The 17,891-nt window shown below is 68.8% G+C and carries 16 protein-coding genes; 9 read left to right on the plus strand and 7 right to left on the minus strand.

The features are described 5' to 3' along the window. Positions 1-54: 54 nt before the first annotated feature. The 3 genes from P2PM1_RS11455 (at position 55) to P2PM1_RS11465 (ending at position 5,139) form a co-directional block, all read left to right on the plus strand. Positions 55-651, plus strand: a complete 597-nt coding sequence (locus P2PM1_RS11455; RefSeq protein WP_186394804.1) for a TetR/AcrR family transcriptional regulator — start codon at positions 55-57, stop codon at positions 649-651. Next, positions 648-1,811, plus strand: coding sequence for an efflux RND transporter periplasmic adaptor subunit (locus tag P2PM1_RS11460; RefSeq protein WP_186388859.1), 1,164 nt, complete (start codon positions 648-650; stop codon positions 1,809-1,811). The genes P2PM1_RS11455 and P2PM1_RS11460 overlap by 4 nt, the downstream gene beginning before the upstream one ends. 118 nt (positions 1,812-1,929) lie before the next feature. Further along, positions 1,930-5,139, plus strand: coding sequence for an efflux RND transporter permease subunit (locus tag P2PM1_RS11465; RefSeq protein ID WP_186399153.1), 3,210 nt, complete (start codon positions 1,930-1,932; stop codon positions 5,137-5,139). A 42-nt stretch (positions 5,140-5,181) separates the two neighbouring features. Here the strand turns inward: P2PM1_RS11465 and P2PM1_RS11470 are convergent, their stop codons facing one another. Continuing rightward, positions 5,182-6,573 (minus strand): dicarboxylate/amino acid:cation symporter, encoded by a 1,392-nt coding sequence (locus tag P2PM1_RS11470; protein ID WP_186399154.1) that lies wholly within the window; start codon positions 6,571-6,573, stop codon positions 5,182-5,184. Positions 6,574-6,974: 401 nt separating this feature from the next. On the opposite strand from P2PM1_RS11470, the gene P2PM1_RS11475 reads away from it, so the two are divergent. Continuing rightward, a complete protein-coding gene (locus tag P2PM1_RS11475) occupies positions 6,975-7,607 on the plus strand; it encodes a LysE family translocator (protein ID WP_186399155.1) in 633 nt (210 codons plus the stop codon). Between the two features lie 20 nt (positions 7,608-7,627). Here P2PM1_RS11475 and P2PM1_RS11480 read toward each other — a convergent pair whose 3' ends face one another. Together P2PM1_RS11480 and P2PM1_RS11485 are read right to left on the minus strand one after the other, a co-directional pair. Continuing rightward, complete coding sequence (locus P2PM1_RS11480) at positions 7,628-8,236, minus strand: TetR/AcrR family transcriptional regulator (RefSeq protein WP_186399156.1); 609 nt, start codon at positions 8,234-8,236, stop codon at positions 7,628-7,630. A gap of 107 nt (positions 8,237-8,343) precedes the next feature. Continuing rightward, a complete protein-coding gene (locus P2PM1_RS11485) occupies positions 8,344-9,516 on the minus strand; it encodes an acyl-CoA dehydrogenase family protein (RefSeq protein WP_186399157.1) in 1,173 nt (390 codons plus the stop codon). A 210-nt stretch (positions 9,517-9,726) separates the two neighbouring features. On the opposite strand from P2PM1_RS11485, the gene P2PM1_RS11490 reads away from it, so the two are divergent. The 3 genes from P2PM1_RS11490 to P2PM1_RS11500 all read left to right on the plus strand — a co-directional run bounded on the left by P2PM1_RS11490 (position 9,727) and on the right by P2PM1_RS11500 (position 13,601). Then, entirely contained in the window at positions 9,727-11,262 is a 1,536-nt protein-coding gene (locus tag P2PM1_RS11490) for an acyl-CoA carboxylase subunit beta (RefSeq protein WP_244301507.1), read from the plus strand. 5 nt (positions 11,263-11,267) lie between these two features. After that, complete coding sequence (locus tag P2PM1_RS11495; RefSeq protein WP_186399159.1) at positions 11,268-13,268, plus strand: biotin carboxylase N-terminal domain-containing protein; 2,001 nt, start codon at positions 11,268-11,270, stop codon at positions 13,266-13,268. A gap of 108 nt (positions 13,269-13,376) precedes the next feature. Further along, the gene (locus P2PM1_RS11500) at positions 13,377-13,601 is read left to right on the plus strand and encodes a hypothetical protein (RefSeq protein WP_186388851.1); all 225 of its coding nucleotides are present in this window, start codon (positions 13,377-13,379) and stop codon (positions 13,599-13,601) included. Positions 13,602-13,624: 23 nt separating this feature from the next. On the opposite strand, the gene P2PM1_RS11505 is transcribed toward P2PM1_RS11500, so the two are convergent. The 4 genes from P2PM1_RS11505 to P2PM1_RS11520 form a co-directional block, all read right to left on the minus strand. Beyond that, positions 13,625-14,236 carry a hypothetical protein gene (locus P2PM1_RS11505; RefSeq protein WP_186399160.1) on the minus strand — a complete coding sequence of 204 codons (612 nt, stop codon included), beginning with the start codon at positions 14,234-14,236 and terminating at the stop codon, positions 13,625-13,627. 189 nt (positions 14,237-14,425) lie between these two features. After that, complete coding sequence (locus P2PM1_RS11510; RefSeq protein ID WP_186399161.1) at positions 14,426-15,070, minus strand: glutathione S-transferase family protein; 645 nt, start codon at positions 15,068-15,070, stop codon at positions 14,426-14,428. Next, the gene (locus P2PM1_RS11515; RefSeq protein ID WP_186388848.1) at positions 15,067-15,543 is read right to left on the minus strand and encodes an SRPBCC domain-containing protein; all 477 of its coding nucleotides are present in this window, start codon (positions 15,541-15,543) and stop codon (positions 15,067-15,069) included. The genes P2PM1_RS11510 and P2PM1_RS11515 overlap by 4 nt, the downstream gene beginning before the upstream one ends. After that, entirely contained in the window at positions 15,540-15,893 is a 354-nt protein-coding gene (locus P2PM1_RS11520) for a helix-turn-helix transcriptional regulator (protein WP_186394793.1), read from the minus strand. The genes P2PM1_RS11515 and P2PM1_RS11520 overlap by 4 nt, the downstream gene beginning before the upstream one ends. Before the next feature lie 295 nt (positions 15,894-16,188). Here P2PM1_RS11520 and P2PM1_RS11525 point away from each other — a divergent pair, with 295 nt between their 5' ends. Both P2PM1_RS11525 and pcaD read left to right on the plus strand, forming a co-directional pair. Beyond that, entirely contained in the window at positions 16,189-17,109 is a 921-nt protein-coding gene (locus tag P2PM1_RS11525) for a LysR family transcriptional regulator (RefSeq protein ID WP_186394792.1), read from the plus strand. Next, positions 17,093-17,875: a 3-oxoadipate enol-lactonase gene (gene pcaD, locus P2PM1_RS11530; RefSeq protein WP_244301480.1), complete on the plus strand. Its 783-nt coding sequence runs from the start codon at positions 17,093-17,095 to the stop codon at positions 17,873-17,875. Before P2PM1_RS11525 ends, pcaD begins: the two co-directional genes overlap by 17 nt. The last annotated feature ends 16 nt before the right edge of the window (positions 17,876-17,891 follow it).

The following is a 17,891-nucleotide window of genomic DNA, read 5'->3' on the forward strand; positions in this document are numbered from 1 at the left end:
TGCATCCGCCGTTGGAAAATATATATCCATCCGGTTGGAAAAACCGAGGCTGGAATGGGACGCAAGCGGACAATCAAGCGCGACACCGTGCTCGACGCGGCCGAACAGGTCGTGATCCGGGACGGCGCGGCGCGCCTGACGCTTGATGCGGTGGCCTGCGAGGCCGGCATCAGCAAGGCCAGCGTCCTTTACGACTACAAGACCAAACAGGCCCTGATCAAAGCGGTCGTCGAACGGCGGGTGGCCGCGCATACAAGCTGCGAGCAGGCACTGGCGGAGAGCTTTTCCGGCGATCCGGACGCGGCAATCCGCAGCCGTATCGAGGTGGCCTCGCACCTGCTCACCGAGGAGGACCGGGCGGTGGCGCTCGGCCTGCTCGCCTCGCTCGCCCAGGACGCCGACCTGCGCGAGCCGATCGCGCGGACCTATGGTCAGCGCATCGCCCAGATCACCGGCACCTCGCGCAGTCCGCGCGGGGCGCTGCTTGCCTTTCTCGCCCTCGAGGGACTGATGTCGCTCGAATGGCTCGGACTGCACAACTGGGCGCCGGAAGAACGCGCTAGAATCATTGCCGAAATTGGCTGGCTCGTGGACCAGGTTCCCGCGCCCGCCCCCTCACCCTCCTCTTCCCCCGAGAGGTCGACCCGATGACATCCAGACTGACTGCCGTGATCCTTGCCGCCGCGCTGCTGGCCGGCTGCAACGACGTTGCCAGCAAGAACCAGGCGGGCGCTCCCGCCATGCCGCCGACCGGCGTGAGTTTCGTCGAACTCGCGGCCGAAACGCTGCCGATTACCAACGAGTTGCCGGGACGCATCGCCCCGACGCGGATCGCCGAGGTGCGCCCGCGCGTCTCCGGCATCCTGGTCGAGCGGGTGTTCGAGCAGGGCAGTATCGTCCAGGAGGGCGACGTGCTCTATCGCATTGATCCCGAACCGTTTCGCGTCCAGGTGGCGAGCGCGCGGGCGACGCTGCAGCGCGCCCAGGCGGTGCAGTTGCAGGCCCGCCAGGACGCGGACCGGCAGAAGGAACTGCATGAGCGCCGGGTGACCAGCGTGCAGGCGCGCGACAACGCCATCGCCGCCCTCGCCCAGGCCGACGCGGATGTCGCCATCGCCCAGGCCGGTCTCGACGCGGCCGAGCTCAACCTGCATTTCTCGGAAGTGCGGGCGCCGATCTCCGGGCGCATCGGCCGGGCATTGCTGACCGAGGGCGCGCTGGTCGATTCCTCCAGCGGCGTGCTCGCGACGATCCAGCAGCTCGACCCGGTCTACGCCGATTTCACTCAATCCGCCAATCAGTTGCTGAGCCTGCGCCGGTCGCTGCAGGTCGGCGCGCTGACCGGTCCGCGCGCCGGCGAGGCCGCCGTTCGGCTCAAGCTGGATGATGGACAAGAATATCCGCAAAAGGGCCGGCTGCTGTTTTCCGAGGCCGCGGTCGACACGACGACGGGCCAGATCACCCTGCGCGGCGAGTTCCCCAATCCGGACGGCGACCTGCTGCCGGGCATGTATGTCCGGGTCTTGATCGAGCAGGGTATCGAGGAAAACGCCGTTGCCGTGCCGCAGCAGGCGGTGCAGCGCAACGCCGGCGGCCAGGCCCAGGTCTATGTGGTCGGCGCCGAGGACAAGGCGGAGCTGCGCTCCGTCGAGACCGGCCGCATCGTCGGCACCCGCTGGGTCATCACCAAGGGCCTGGCGCCCGGGGACAAGGTGATCGTCGAGGGCTTCCAGAAGCTGCGCCCCGGCGCGCCCGTCGCGGCGACGCCCTGGCAGGGCGCCCAGAAGACGGCCGAAGTCGCGGCCAACTAACCCGTCGGGACGGCCGGCCCGCCAGGGCCGCCCCGCCCCGTCCTGACGCAACGGCCCACCCGTGGCCGCCGGCGCCCTCCCGCGCCGCCCGCGGGCCGGTCCCACAGGATCTGATCTGATGCCGTCCTTTTTCATCAACCGGCCGGTCTTCGCCTGGGTCATCGCCATCTTCATCACGCTTGCCGGCGTGATCGCGATCCCCTTCCTGCCCGTCGCCCAGTATCCGAACGTCGCGCCGCCGCAGATCTCCATCTCGACCAACTATCCGGGCGTTGCGCCGGAAGACGCCTATCTCAGCGTCACGCGGCCCATCGAGGAGGAGCTGAACGGCGTCGACCGCCTGATCTATTTCGAGTCCACCTCCGACAGTTCGGGCCGGATCTCGATCACCGCCACCTTCCAGCCGGGCACCAACGTGTCGCAGGCCTCGGTCGACGTGCAGAACGCGGTGCGCCGCGTCGAGCCGCGCCTTCCCAGCATCGTCACCCAGCAGGGCATCCGCATCGAGCAGGCCGGCGCCGGCTTCCTCATGGTGGTCTCGGTCACCTCCACCGACGGCTCCTACAACGTGGTCGACCTCGGCGACTATCTCAGCCGCAACGTGCTCGGCGAGGTGCGCCGGATCGACGGCGTCGGCAGCGCCCAGCTCTTTGCCACCGAGCGCTCCATGCGCATCTGGATGGACCCGGACAAGATGCTCGGCCTCAACCTGACGTCGGGCGACATCGTCAACGCGATCCGGGCGCAGAACGCCCAGGTCGCCGCGGGACGCATCGGCGCGCTGCCCAATCCGATCACCCAGCAGATCTCCGCCAGCGTGCTGGTCAAGGGCCAGCTCTCCTCGATCGAGGAGTTCGGCCAGGTGGTGCTCAGAGCCAATCCGGACGGCTCGACCGTCCGCCTGTCGGATGTCGCGCGCATCGAGATCGGCGGCGAGAGCTACAATTTCTCGACCCGGCTGAACGGCCAGCCCAGCGCCGCCATCGGCGTGCAGCTCTCGCCCACCGGCAATGCCATGGCGACCTCCGAGGCGGTGCGCGACAAGATGGAGGAACTCGCCCGCTTCTTCCCGCCCGGCATCGCCTACGAGATCCCTTACGACACCTCGCCCTTCGTCGAGGCGTCGATCGAGAAGGTGATCCACACGCTGCTGGAGGCCGTCGCCCTCGTCTTCGTGGTGATGTTCCTGTTCCTGCAGAGCTTCCGCTACACGGTGATCCCGACGCTGGTGGTGCCGGTGGCGCTGCTCGGCACCTGCGCGGTGATGCTGGCGGCCGGGTTCTCGATCAACGTCTTGACCATGTTCGCCATGGTGCTGGCGATCGGCATCCTCGTCGACGACGCCATCGTCGTCGTGGAGAATGTCGAGCGCATCATGGCCGAGGAGGGCCTGTCGCCACGGGCCGCGACGCGCAAGGCGATGACCCAGATCACCGGCGCGATCATCGGCATCACCCTGGTGCTGACGGCGGTGTTCGTGCCGATGGCGTTCTTCCCGGGCGCCGTCGGCGTCATCTACCAGCAGTTCAGCCTGACCATGGTCGTGTCGATCCTGTTCTCGGGCTTCCTGGCGCTGTCCTTCACCCCGGCGCTCTGCGCCAGCATGCTGAAGCCGATCCCGAAGGGGCACCACGAGGAGAAGAAGGGTTTCTTCGGCTGGTTCAACCGCGGCTTCGGCCGCACCACCAACGGCTACAGCTCCGTCGTCTCCTGGATCTCGCGCCGGGCCGGACGGATGATGATCATCTATCTCGCCCTGCTCGTCGGCCTCGGCTGGGGCTTCATGCGCCTGCCCTCCTCCTTCCTGCCGAACGAGGATCAGGGCTACCTCCTGGTCAACATCCAGGCCCCGCCGGAGGCGAGCGCCAACCGCACGCTGGAGGTGATGGAGCAGGTCGAGGCGATCTTCGGCAAGGAAAGCGCCGTGTCGCGCATTGTCGGCATTCTCGGCTTCAGCTTCTCCGGCGCCGGCCAGAATGCCGGCCTTGCCTTCGTGACGCTGAAGGACTGGTCGGAGCGCGGACCGTCGGATTCCGCCGGCGCCATCGCCGGGCGCGCCAACGGCCAGCTCTTCGGCATCAAGGACGCGATCTCCTTCGCCCTGTCGCCGCCGGCGATCCAGGGTCTGGGCACCTCGAACGGCTTCACCTTCCGCCTGCAGGATCGCGGCGGCCGCGGCAACGAGGCGCTCGCCGCCGCCCGCGACCAGTTGATGGGCGCCGCCGGGCAGAGCCCGGCGCTGACCAGCCTGCGCATCGACGGCCTGCCGGACGCCGCCCAGGTCGATCTCGTCATCGACCGCGAGAAGGCCAATGCCTTCGGCGTCGCCTTCGCCGACATCAACGCCACCATCTCGGCCAATCTCGGCTCGAGCTATGTCAACGACTTCCCCAACTCCGGGCGGATGCAGCGGGTCACCGTGCAGGCCGACCAGGACGCCCGCATGCAGACCGACGACCTGCTGCGGCTCAATGTGCGCAACAGCAATGGCGGCATGGTGCCGCTCTCGGCCTTCGCCAGCGTCGAGTGGCGCAAGGGCCCCTCGCAGATCGTCGGCTATAACGGCTACCCGTCGATCCGCATTTCCGGCGAGGCGGCGCCCGGCTACTCGTCGGGCGATGCCATCGCCGAGATGGAACGGCTGGCCGGCCAGTTGCCGGCCGGCTTCGGCTACGAGTGGACGGGCCAGTCGCTGCAGGAGATCCAGTCGGGATCGCAGGCGCCGTTCCTGATCGGCCTCAGCATCCTGTTCGTGTTCCTGCTGCTGGCCGCGCTCTACGAGAGCTGGTCGATCCCCTTCGCGGTGATGCTGGTGGTACCGCTCGGGGTGATCGGCGCGGTGACGGCGGTGACGCTGCGCGGCATGCCGAACGACGTCTACTTCACCGTCGGCCTGATCGCCATTGTCGGCCTGTCGGCGAAAAACGCCATTCTGATCATCGAGTTCGCCAAGGACCTGATGGCCGAGGGGCGCTCGCTGATCGACGCGACGATCGAGGCGGCGCATCTGCGCTTCCGGCCGATCCTGATGACGTCGCTGGCCTTCACCCTGGGCGTGACGCCGCTGGCCATCGCCAGTGGTGCCAGCGCCGGCAGCCAGAACGCCATCGGCACCGGCGTGATGGGCGGCATGATCTCCGGCACGATCCTCGCCGTGTTCTTCGTGCCGGTGTTCTTCGTCTTCGTGATGCGGATGTTCCGCCGCATCCCGATCGACGGCCACCTGCCCAGGCACGAAGACGACGGGCATCCGCCGGTCGAGGCGGAGACGACGCCGGCGGCCGACAGGACGGCGGATCGGGCGCCCGACAGGACCCCGGCCGAATAGGCCGGCGACGCCCGGCGGCCGTTCGCCCCGCGCCCGCCCGTCTCAGACGGGAACAGGGTCGGGGTCGGCCGCCGGCGGCTCCTCTCCAAGACCGCGCAGGCACACCGAGGCGACCAGATCGCCGGTGACGTTGACCACCGTGCGGCACATGTCGAGCAGCCGGTCGACGCCGAGAATGATCACCATGCCATCGGCCGGAATGCCGGCGCTGGCGGCGACGCTGAGCAGAATGGCGATGCTGACGCCGGGGGTGCCGGGCGCGCCGATCGAGGAGGCGACCAGCGTGCCGGTGACGACGGCGATCTGCAGGCCGGTCAGTTCCACTCCCGCCAGTTGCGCCATGAACAGGATCGCCACCGCCTGATAGAGCGCGGTGCCGGCCATGTTCATGGTCGCGCCCAGCGGCACCACCAGATTGGCGATGCCTTCCGGCACGCCGAGGCGGCGCGCGGTCTGGATCGTCACCGGCATCACCGCCGAGGAACTGGACGTCGAGAAGGCGAGCAGCAGGTTGCCGCCGGCCGCCTCCAGGAAGCGGCGCGGGGTGATGCCGCCGGCCAGGCCGGCCAGCGCCAGATAGAGCACGAGCAGCAGGGCAAGGCCGAGAAGCACCGCGCCGACATAGCCGGAAATCCCGACCAGCGTCTCCGGCCCGACCCGGATAACCAGTTGCGCCATCAGCCCGAACACGGCGAACGGCGCCAGGAACATCGCCCATTTGACGATGTTCATGGAGATCGACAGCAGCGCTTCCATCAGCTTGAGGAAGGGCTCGGCCCGGCTCCGGTCGATCTGGGTGACGGAGATGCCGACCAGCAGCGCCAGCACCACGACGGCGAGCATGTCGCCCTGGGCGATGGAGGCGGTGGGGTTCTGCGGCAGGATGTCGACGATCAGATCCGGCAGCGTGCCGACGCCCGGCGCGGCAACCGCTTCCACCTCCTCCGCGCCGGAGCCAGGGCCGGAGCCGGGGACGGGGCCGGGCTGCGGCTGGCCGCTGCGGGGGTAACCGGCCATTGCCGCGCCCGGCCGCAGCCACTGCGCCAGCGTCACGCCGAGGATCGCCGCCACCGTCGTGGTGGCGAGGATAAAGCCGGCGAGGCGGACGCCGACGCGCCGCAGCGTGTCGCCGGATCCGGCGCCGGCGAGCCCGCCAATGATGGAGGAAAAGACGAGCGGCACGAGAACCATGGCGATCAGCGCCAGGAAGATCCGGCCCGGCAAGGCCAGCCACAGGCCGATGGCCTCGGCGGTTTCCGGCGCAACCAGGCCCGCGCCCTCGCCGAGCAGCAGTCCGAGGACAAATCCGAGCACCATGCCGGCGACCACCTGCGCCCAGAGCCGCGAGGTGATCCAGACCCGCAGCTTGAAGCGCTGGCCCGAAAGATGCCCCGTCTCCGTCTCCGTCGCCCCGCCGGCGCGCAATTCCGTCATTCTTTCCCGTTCCTTTCCGGTTTCGGCCACCCCTGCCCCGCCCTCGCCCGAGGCCCCACCATAGCCCGCGCGGGGCGGGCAGGGGCAAGGGGGAAAGCCCGCGGTCTCACGACCGCGCGGGGATAACACGGCTCGCAAAAATTGAGACGAATTTTGCAAAATTCCGTCTCGAAATCGGCCAAACCCGTCTCAATCGTCGCAAAATCGCCAAGCCGCGCACGGCCCCTTTCCAACGGCGCGGCGCGTGCTAGGATCGCCCTCGCGACGGCCCCGAGATTTCGCGCCGGCCGCATGTTGTCCCCGCCTGCCTGCCTGCGTGTCTGTCTGCCTGTCTGTCTGCCTGCGTGTCTATCTGTCTATCTTTCCGTCAGTCTGCCTGTCTGTCTGTCTGGAGTGCCGGCATGAGCTTCGATCTGTGGTTGGTCTACCTGCTGGCCTCGGTCGCCCTGTCGCTGACGCCGGGGCCGAACGGTCTTCTCTGCCTCAATCACGGGGTCCGCTACGGGCTCGGGCGGACGGTGTTCACCGCGCTCGGCTGCATCACCGGCATGACGGTGCTGATCGGCGCCTCGCTCGCCGGCCTCGGCGCCTTGATGCTGACCTCCGAGATGCTGTTCACCGTCGTCAAATGGGTGGGCGCGGCCTATCTCGTCTGGCTCGGCATCCGGCTGTGGCGGGCACCGGCCTTCACCGCCGGCATCCAGGCGGCGAGCGAAGGCGGCCCGGCGGCGCGTCCGATCAGCCGCCGCCGCGCCTTCACGCAAGGGCTGCTGGTGGCGCTGTCGAACCCGAAGGCGCTGATCTTCTTTTCGACCTTCCTGCCGCAATTCATGCGGCCGGGCACCTCGCTGTGGCTGCAGTTCGTGATCTTCGCCGGCACCTACGCGGCGGTCGAGTTCGCCTATGAGGTGCTGCTGGCGGGGGCGGCCGGACGGCTGGCGCCGTGGCTGACGCGCTGGGGACGGGTGTTCAACCGGGTGACGGGCGGCGCCTTCATCGGCGTCGGCGCGATGGTCGCCGCCTCGCAGCGCTGAGCGCGGCTCACACTCTCGTTTCACACTTCCGATTCTGGCGGCAGCAGGCGCTCGAGCGCGGCGACATAGCCGGCGACGCTGTCGCGGGCGGGATCGAACCATTCCAGCGACCAGTTGAGCGCGCCGATCAGGGCGTGGCGCAGATAGCGGACGCGCAGGCCGTCGGCATCCGGTCCGAGATAATCGCGGATGATCGCGCTCCAGACCTTGTCGTAGTTGCGGCGCGTCGCCAGCAGCTCCTGCTGCACCGCCTCCGGCACGAAGGGATAGCAGCGGATATGGGCCGAGGCGAAGTCGCTCGCCGACAGCAGCGTCTCCAGATGAACTGTAAGCGCAATGACGATCCGCTGGCGCGGGCCGGCGTCCGGACGCTTCGCCAGCGCCTCGTTCACCGCATCGCAGACGCGCTGCACGCCGAGCCGCATGACCTCGATGGCGAGCTCGTCCTTGGAGGCGAAATGGTAGTAGAGGCTGCCGGCCTTCATGCCGACCTCGGCCGCCAGATCGCGCAAGGAGGTGTCGGCATAGCCGCGCTCGCGCATCATCCGGGCGGCGGCGGCCATGATCACCTGCCGGGCCTCCAGCGCCTTCTTCGTCTTCTTCTGCGGCTGGGGACGGGCGGCGGTCAACGGGACGGGTCCTGCGAGAGCGAGAGGCCTATGTTTCGCAAGTGCTCGCCCTTTTCAAGGGTGCGGAAGGCCGAAGCCGGTTTCCAGCACGAAGGCGCGCATCGCGGTCACAGTCGCTTGGCGACTTCCTCGAGCATCACCTCGGTCGCGCCGCCGCCGATCGCCTGGACGCGGGCGTCGCGCGACATGCGCTCGATGGTGCTCTCGCGCATGAAGCCCATGCCGCCATGGAACTGGACACAGGCATACATGACCTCGTTGACCAGCTCGCCGCACAGCGCCTTGATCATCGACACCTCGCGCACGAGCTGTTCGCCGCGCGCGGCACGGGCGGCGGTGGCATAGACCATCTGCCGGGCCGCCTCGACCCGCGCCGCCAGCATGGCGAGGCGCTGGCGGATCGCCTGCTTTTCCCAGAGCGGGGCGCCGAAGGCCTTGCGCTCGCGGACATAGGCGAGCGTCAGCTCGATCGCCGCCTGCGCCTCGCCCATCGCCATGGCGCCGAGCACCAGGCGCTCGTTCTGGAAGTTCTTCATGATCTCGTAGAAGCCGCGCCCCTCCTCGCCGAGCACGTTCCCGGCCGGCACGCGGACGTCGACGAAGGAGAGCTCGGCCGTGTCGGAACTGCGCCAGCCGTGCTTGTCGAGGGCGCGCGAGACGGTGAAGCCCGCCATGCCCTTCTCAATGATGAACATGGTCACCGCCTTGCTGGCCGGCCCGTCGCCGCCGGTCTTGGCGGCGATGCAGTAGACGTCGGCGAGCACGCCGTTGGTGATGAAGGTCTTTGTGCCGTTGAGCACGTAATGGCCGCCCTCGCGGCGGGCGGTGGTGCGGATGGCCTTGACGTCGGAGCCGGCGTCCGGCTCGGTGACGCCGACGGCGGTGATGATCTCGCCGCTGACGATGCCGGGCATGTATTTCGCCTTCTGGGCGTCGGTGCCGGCGTTGAAGAGATGGACCGAGGCCATGTCGGTGTGGACCAGCGCGGTGATGGCAACGCCCGCATAGGTCGAGCGGCCGAGCTCCTCCGACAGGACGACGGTGGCGCGCTCGTCCATGGCGCTGCCGCCATAGGCTTCCGGATAGCGGATGCCGAAGAAGCCGAGCGCGCCCATCTTGCGCAGCAGCTCGCGCGGGGTGGCGCCGTCCGCCTCCCACTGGTCGGCATGGGGCTTGATCTCCTCCTCGACGAAGCGGCGCACCTGATCGCGCAACATCTTGTGCTCTTCCTCGAAGAAGACGTCGCTGGCGCTGGTCACATCGAAACCGGAAGCTGTCATTCGATCCCCCTCACGATTGCCTGGCCGTGGTGGGCGGCACTCGCGCTCCCGTCCAGTTGACATATTTTCTAACGGCCGTTAGGTAGATTGTCAATCGCCCTACCGGGCCGGGGAGACGGTCAGGAAACGGCCGGGGAAACGGTCGGGAAACCGGCCGGGTCTTGAACGATGGCGACGCGATGCAAACGGGAGGAGCAGCTCGTGGCAGGCATGGACGACCTGGTGGCCGCGCTGAGACAGGTGCAGGCGGCGGCGGCGCAAGGCGGCGGCGACAAGTTTCGCGCCCGCCACGCGGAGCGCGGCAAGATCTTCGTGCGCGAGCGCATCGAGCTGGCGCTCGATCCCGGCACCGCCTTCCTGGAACTGTCGCCGCTGGCCGCGCACGGGCTCTATGGCGGCGAGGTGCCGGGAGCAGGGCTCGTCACCGGCATCGGCCTGATCCACGACCGGCCCTGCATGCTGATCGCCAATGATGCGACGGTGAAGGGCGGCTCGTTCTTCGCCGAGACCGTGCGCAAGCATTCGCGCGCCCAGGAGATCGCCGAGGAACATGCCCTCCCCTGCATCTACCTGGTCGATTGCGGCGGCGCCTTCCTGCCCGAGCAGGACCGGGTGTTTCCCGACAAGGACCATTTCGGCGGGGCATTCTGGCGCCAGTGCCGGATGTCGGCGGCCGGCCTGCCGCAGATTTCCGTCGTCTTCGGCGGCTGCACCGCGGGCGGGGCCTATATTCCGGCGCTGAGCGACCAGGTGATCATGGTGCGCAGCACCGGCCGCATCCATCTCGGCGGCCCGCCGATCGTCAAGGCGGCGATCAACGAGATCGTCGACGGCGAGACGCTGGGCGGTGCCGACATGCACACCACCGTCTCCGGCGTCAGCGACCATGTGGCGCCCGACGAGGAAAGCGCCCTGCGCCTGCTGCGCGAGATCGTCGCCAATCTGGGCGAGGGCCGCAGGGTGACGCCGCCGCCGCGCGAGAGCGTGGCGCCGCTTGCCGCCACTGGGCGCCCGTCCGAGCATGCGCCGGTGGACCTGAAGCGCCCGGCCGACATGCGCGCGCTAATCCGCTCGATGGTCGACGGATCGCAGCTTGCCGAGTTCAAGCCCGATTATGGTGCGACGCTGATCACCGGCTTTGCCCATATCCATGGCTACCCGGTCGGGATCCTCGCCAATGACGGGGCGCTGTTTTCCGAAAGCGCGCTGAAGGGCGCGCATTTCATCGAGCTGTGCGACCAGCGCCAGATCCCGCTGCTGTTCCTGCAGAACATCACCGGCTTCATGGTCGGCACCGACGCCGAGCGCGGCGGTATCGCCAAGCACTCGGCCAAGCTCGTCTATGCCGTCTCCAATGCGCGCGTGCCGAAATACACGGTGATCGTCGGCGGCTCGTATGGCGCCGGCAATTACGGCATGTGCGGGCGCGGCTTCCGGCCGCGCTTCCTGTTCTCCTGGCCCAATGCCCGCATCGCGACGATGAGCCCGGATGTCGCCGCGACCGTGGTGACGGAACTGCGCCGGGCCAGCCTGAAATCGCAGGCGAACGAAGCGGAGATCGCCGAGCTCGACCGGCGCACCCGCGCGCAGTTCGAGGAGCAGAGCGATCCCTATTACGCCACCGCGCGGCTGTGGGACGACGGGTTGATCGAGCCCGACCAGACCCGCGACGTGCTGGGCCTGTGCCTGGCGCTGGGGGCCGGCGGCGACACGGACACCGGCCCGCGGCCGGTCTACAGGATGTGAGGCGCATGATGTTCGACAGCCTGCTGATTGCCAATCGCGGCGAGATCGCCTGCCGCATCATCCGCACCGCGCGGCGCATGGGGCTCACCACCATCACTGTTCATTCCGATGCCGACCGCGACGCGCTGCATGTGAGGATGGCCGACCGGGCCGTCGCCATCGGCGGGGCGGCGGCGAGCGACAGCTACCTGCGCCTCGACCGGATCATCGCCGCGGCCAGGGCCACCGGGGCCGGCGCGATCCATCCCGGCTACGGTTTCCTGTCCGAGCGGCCCGAACTGGCGCGGGCCTGCGAGGACAACGGCATTGCCTTTGTCGGGCCGAACGCACGGGCGATCGCGGCGATGGGCGCCAAGATCGAGGCGAAGCGCCTCGCCGAAGAGGCCGGCGTGCCCTGCATTCCCGGTTATAGCGGCGAAGACCAGTCGACAGACAATCTTGCCCGGGCCGCGCGGGAGATCGGCCTGCCGGTGATGGTCAAGGCCTCGGCCGGCGGCGGGGGCAAGGGCATGCGTGCCGTCCACGACGAGGCGGGGCTGGAGGCTGCCATCGATGCGGCACGCACCGAGGCCGAGCGGGCCTTCGGCGACGGGCGGCTGCTCATCGAGAAGCTGGTGCGCAATCCGCGCCATGTCGAGGTGCAACTGATCGGCGACAAGCACGGCACCTTGCTGCATCTGTTCGAGCGCGACTGCTCGGTGCAGCGCAACCACCAGAAGCTGATCGAGGAGGCACCCGCGCCGGGCTTGTTCCCTGAGACCCGCGAACGGCTGTTCGAGGCAGCGCTCAGGCTCGGCCGGGCCATCGGCTATGACAGCGCCGGCACGGTGGAATTCGTCATGGATGCGGTGACGCAGGAGGTCCACTTCCTGGAGATGAACACGCGGCTGCAGGTGGAGCATACGGTGACCGAGGAGATCACCGGGCTCGATCTGGTGGAGTTGCAACTGCGCGCGGCGGCCGGCGAGAAACTGGCGCTGACGCAGGACGAGGTGACCTGCAACGGCCATGCGATCCAGGCGCGGCTGACGGCGGAAGATGCCAGCGCCGGCTTTCGCCCGGACACGGGCAAGGTGCTGCTGTGGTCGCCGCCGGCGGAACTGCGCTGCGATGCCGGCGTCAAACCGGGGGCGGAGATCGGTGCGGCTTACGATTCCATGATCGCCAAGCTGATCGCCCACGGGCCCGACCGGGACGCGGCGCGGCGCAAGCTGCTCTCCGGCCTCGACCGGCTGGAAGTGGCGGGACTGGCCACCACGCGGCTGTTCCTGCGCGACGCGCTCGCCAGCTCCGATTTCGCGCAAGGCAAGCTCACCACCGACTTCATCGCCCGCATCTGGCCAGAAGGCTGGAAAGATGGCTGGCAGGCACCGAAGGCGGACGGACTGACCCTTGCCGCCGCAGCGCTGGCCAGCAAACCGCGCGCGGCGGCAACGCCCTGGCAGGCGCTTTCCGGGTTTCGCCTGCTCGCGCAGGCCGGCTGCCCGGCGCGGGCGACCTATGTGGATGCGGCCGCGCCCGAGAGCCGCGTGGTGCTGGAGACGCGCGGTGCCGGATGCTGGCAGACCATCGACAAGGACGGCGAGATGCAGGAGATCGCCGCGCAGTGGACCGGGCCGGAGCGGCTGCGCATCGCCCGCGATGGCGTGGCGGAAAGCTTCGCCGCCGCTCACCACGACGGGCGGATCTGGCTGTGCGGGCCGGGCACGGAGATCGCCTGCGCGGTGCTGCCGCTCGGCGATCTCGGCCAGGACAGAAGCGCCGGCGACAGCGCCTCGCCGGAGCGGATCGCCGCGCCGATGCCGGGCCTCGTCGTCGAGATCCGCGTTGAAGCGGGCGACAGGATCGCCAAGGGCGACACGCTGGTGGTGATGGAATCGATGAAGCTCTTGATGGAGCTGAAGGCGGCGGCCGACGGCAGGGTGGCGGAGATCGCGGCAAGCGAACGCGACACGGTGGAGGCCGGCCGCCTCTTGGTGCGGCTGGAGCCTGTGGACGGCGCCTGAGGGAGCGCGTCCCGCGCCCGAGCGGACGGGACTTGCCTCCCGCGCCCGTCCGGGCTTGACTGCCGGATGGTGTGGCAGCGCGGGCGCGCGCCGCGAGGGGGAATCGCAATGATCTTGAGAGCGCTGCTGTCCGGGCTTCTCGGCCTGCTGGTGACGCCGGTCGTGGTGTTTTTCGGCGTGCTGGGCCTTGCCCATGCCGCCGGCGGCTGCGGCCCCGGCGATGCCGGCGGCTGCGAGATGGGCGCGGCGAGCCTGGCGATCCTTTCGATCCTGCCCGGCTTCGTCCTCTTCGCGCTGGTGTCGCTGGCGCGCGATCTCCTGCGCAAGCGCTGATCGCGCGGCCCGCCCCTTGCTCCTTATTGGCGCCCCCGGCAGATCCGGATGCCGGGGTCCTCGCCGCTCGTCGTCTCCCAGCGGTCGAAGGTCAGGGACAGCGGCGCGAAGCGCACCGGCTTGTCGTTGACGATGCCGCGCCCGGTCAGAAGGTTGAGGTCGCAGGTCAGCGGCTCCTCCTCCTGCAGGGAATCGAAGGAACTGAATGTGAGGCCGGCGACGAGGAAGCGGCCGTCGCGATAGGCGAGCGACAGCGTGTGCTCCCAGCGTTCGCGGCCGATGCCGAAATTCTGGGTGGTGATGGCGATGGAGCCGTTGGCGAGCGCCTTGATCGACGGCTCCTGGCCGAAGGCGCCGCCATCGCCGCCGCGCGCGCCCCAGATCTTGTCCGGCACGGTGAGCACCAAGGTCAGCAGGCTGCCGTCGGTCTCCGCCCCGCGCAGATAGACATAGAGCCCGACCTGCATGTCGTCGCGGTCGGTCACCGCCAAAAGGGCAAGGTCCTCGCGCCCGTCCTTGTTCCAGTCGCCGATGGCGGCATCGAGAATGTCCGAAGGCGCGATGCCGGGTGCCTGCGCCCGCACCGGCCCGGCAAGGGGCGCCGCAAACATCGCGAGCAGCAGGAGAAATGTCATCCGCACTTTCGCGCGCATTCTCGCGCGCACTTTCGCTCGCACAGTTGCACGCACAGTTCCGCGCATTGCCAATCGCATCGGGCGTCCTTTCGCTGCCGGGCCGTCGACCGGCTCCATATCACCCGGTTTCGCGGCAAAAGTCAGCCGCCGCGTGGCATGCCGGTCCCGCCCCTGAGCGACTCTCGCCCCTCAAGCGGCTGCCTTGAACCCGTCCAACTGGGCGGCGAGCGCCCGCTGGAAGGCCGGGCGTGCCTCGCAGCGCCGCAGATAGGCGGCGAGCTTGGGGAAGTCGGCGAGCAGGTCGGTATACCCAAGGATGCGCAGCACGTCGGCCATCATCAGGTCGCCGACGGTGAAGCGGTCCTCCAGGTAGGGCCGTTCGCCGAGCGCTGTCTGCAACTGGCCCAGCCGCCGACGCAGGAAGGTCTCGACCTGCGGGCGCCGCGCCGCCGCCCAGTCCGCCTCCGCATGGAACAGGTCGATCTCGGCAAGCGGCTGAACCGCGATCTCCACCGAGTTCAGCGCGGCAAAGACCCAGCCGATCGCCCGCGCCCGTCCTGCCGGGTCGCTGGGCAGCAGCGTCTCGCTGCGCTCGGCGACATAGAGGGCGATCGCCCCGCTCTCGAACAGGGTCAGCCCGTCGTCCTCGATGGCCGGCGCCTGGCCGAAGGGCTGGCGCGCCAGGTGCTCCGCCGAACTCTGCTCCGGCCCCAGCGCGATGGTGCGAACCTTATAGGGCAGGCCCGCCTCCTCCAGCGCCCAGCGCACCCTCAACGCCCGCATCAGCGGCGCGGCGAAATCGGGAACCCATGCATAGGTGGTCAGCGTGATCATGTGCGCAGTCCTTTCGATTCAGCGAAGGCGAGATTCTCGACATAGAGCTGTTGCCGGTTGAACAGCGAGGTCCAGCCGCCGACATGGCTGTCGCGGATGGCAAGGCTCGAGAACGGTGTCTGGTGAAAGCGCTGGAGGGTCCTGCCGTCCCGCTCCTCGAAGGTGACGGTCACCAGCGTGTCCAGGTCGCGGCCGGAGCCCTCGTCCCACTGGAAGGTGAAGACGATGCGGCGGTTCTTGTCGACCTCGCGGATGACGCCGCCGAAGCCGGCGATGCCATGGCGCCGCGAGACCATCGTCCCGCGCCAGGGCCGGCCGGACACAAGCTGCCAGTCCAGGTCCAGCGTGGTGAAAGCCTCGGGCCCCCACCAGCGCAGCATGTGCTCGCGGCTTTCCCAAAGGCGAAAGACCAGCGCAAGCGGGGCGTCGAAGACCCGCTCGATCAGCAATTCGTCGTCGCGCAGCAGGGTCACTGTGTCTCCTCCGTCGCCGGTTTGCCGGTGATTTCGGCCAGATAGGCCTCCATCCGGTCGAAGCTGTCTGTCCAGAACCGGCGATAGGTCTCCAGCCAGCCGTCGACCTCGCGAAGCGGGGCCGTTTCCAGCCGGCAGGGGCGCCACTGCGCCTCCCGGCCTCGCGAGATCAGGCCGGCGCCTTCCAGCACCTTGAGATGACGAGAGACAGAGGGCAGCGAGATGTCGAACGGCTCCGCAAGCTCGTTGACCGTCGCCGCCCCCCGGACCAGCCGCGCCAGAATCGCCCGACGGGTGGGATCGGCCAGCGCCGAAAGCGTCAGGCTGAGGGGATCGGTTGTTTGATGCATATTTAGCCTCTTAGCTAATTAGCTTGATTGCTAAATACGACGAACAAGAAAGCCCGTCAAGCGGGACGTCGACGGGCGCGGCTGCGGCGGAAAGCGGCCTCCCCGGCGCGCGGGCGCCTGGCAGACCCTTGTCGAACATGGCGGCGACGTCCGCCTGCAGCATCGGCCGCGCCGCGCCCAGCGGGTTGGCCGGATTGCGGCAGGCGCGCAGGGCGCGCAAACGCTTGATGTCGCAAGCCGGATAATTTATTATATTTTCCAATAAGATTCTGAGAATAATTCAAGAGGCGTATAAGTGCTGACCCTGAAGCATTACGAGCTTCTCACGGTGCTGGCCGAGGAGTTGCACTTCGGCCGGGCGTCGCAGCGCCTCGGCATGTCGCAGCCGCAGCTTACGCAGCAACTCAAGCAGATGGAAGACATCGTCGGCACCCGGCTGTTCGACCGCACGCGGCGCAAGGTCGCAATCGCGCCGGCCGGGCAGCTCATCCTGCCCGACGCGCGGGCGGTGATCCGCCATGCGCAGCGGGCCGAGGATGTGGCGCTGCGGGCGGGGCGCGGCCTGCTGGGGGAGCTGTCGCTCGGCTATATCGGCACGGCCGGCTACAACGGCGTGCTGACACGGGTGCTGCGGAACTTCCGGCCGAAGGCGACGCAGATCGACCTGCGGCTGGTGCAGATGGATCTCGACCGCCAGTTCCCCGAGGTGATCGCGGGCAATCTGGACGCCGGGATCGTGCGCCTGCCCTATCCCGACATCTCGCCGCATCTGGCGACGCGCAGCCTGCATTTCGAGGATCTGTGGATCGCCCTGCCGAAGGACCATCCGCAGGCCGCGCAGGAGGAGGTCAGCCTCGCGGCCTTCGACGGGGCCGATTTCATCGCGACGCATCTGCCGCCGAACATGGGCTTTGCCGCCGCCGTCCAGGCGGCCTGGGCCGAGGCGGGGATCACTCCGAACATCCTCTATCGCGCGCCGCAATTCGCCTCGATCGTCTCGCTGGTCGAGGCCGGGCTGGGCGTTGCCGTCGTGCCCGACGCGCTGCGCCGGGTGCACCTGCCGGGCGTCGTCTATCGCCCGCTGGCCGGCACCACCAAACGGGCTGAAATCGCGCTGATCTACCGGCGCGACCGCGAGAGCCCGCCGCTGGAGCTTTTCCTCTCCAGCATCGACCAGGACATTGCCGAAGGACCCGACCTTGACCCCACGCCTTGAAACCTTCACCGCCCATGACGGGCTGCATTACCGCTATCGGCCGGCCGAGGGCGACGCGCCGCTGCTGGTCTTCGCCAATTCGCTGGGCACCGACCTGCGGGTCTGGGACCGGGTGGTCGCCCTGCTGCCGCAGAGCTGGGGCCTGCTGCGTCACGACAAGCGCGGCCATGGCCTCAGCCTTGCGCGCGCGGGCCTGACGATCGAGACGATGGCAAGCGACGTGGAGGCGCTGCTCGACCATCTCGGCATCGACCGCTTCGCCGGCATCGGCCTCTCGGTCGGCGGGCTGATCATGCAGCGGCTGGCGCTGCGGCGGCCGGCGGCGATGACCCACCTGATGCTGGCCGATACCGCCGCCAGGATCGGCACGCCGGAGATCTGGAACCCGCGGATCGAGGCCGTGCTGGGCGGCGGCATCGCCTCGATCTCCGACACGATCCTGTCGCGCTGGTTCGTGCCCGCCTATGCCGGGAGCGAGGATTTCGCGCTGTGGCGGGCGATGCTGGAGCGGACCCCGGCGCAGGGCTATGCCGATGTCTGCGCGGCGATCCGCGACGCGGATTACACCGCCGATCTGGCGCGCATCGCGGTGAAGACGCTGGTGGTCGCAGGCAGTAGCGATGCCTCGACCCCGCCGGCCCTGGTGCGGGCCACCGCCGAGGCGATCCCCGGCGCCCGCTTCGTCGAGATCGCCGATGCCGGCCATCTGCCCTGCGTCGAGCAGCCCGCGAGTTTCGCGGCGCTGCTGCGGGAGCATCTGGCCTGACGGAACGGCAAAAGGC

Origin of the sequence: Stappia sp. P2PMeth1, assembly GCF_900185735.1 — a bacterium.
GTDB lineage: Bacteria > Pseudomonadota > Alphaproteobacteria > Rhizobiales > Stappiaceae > Stappia.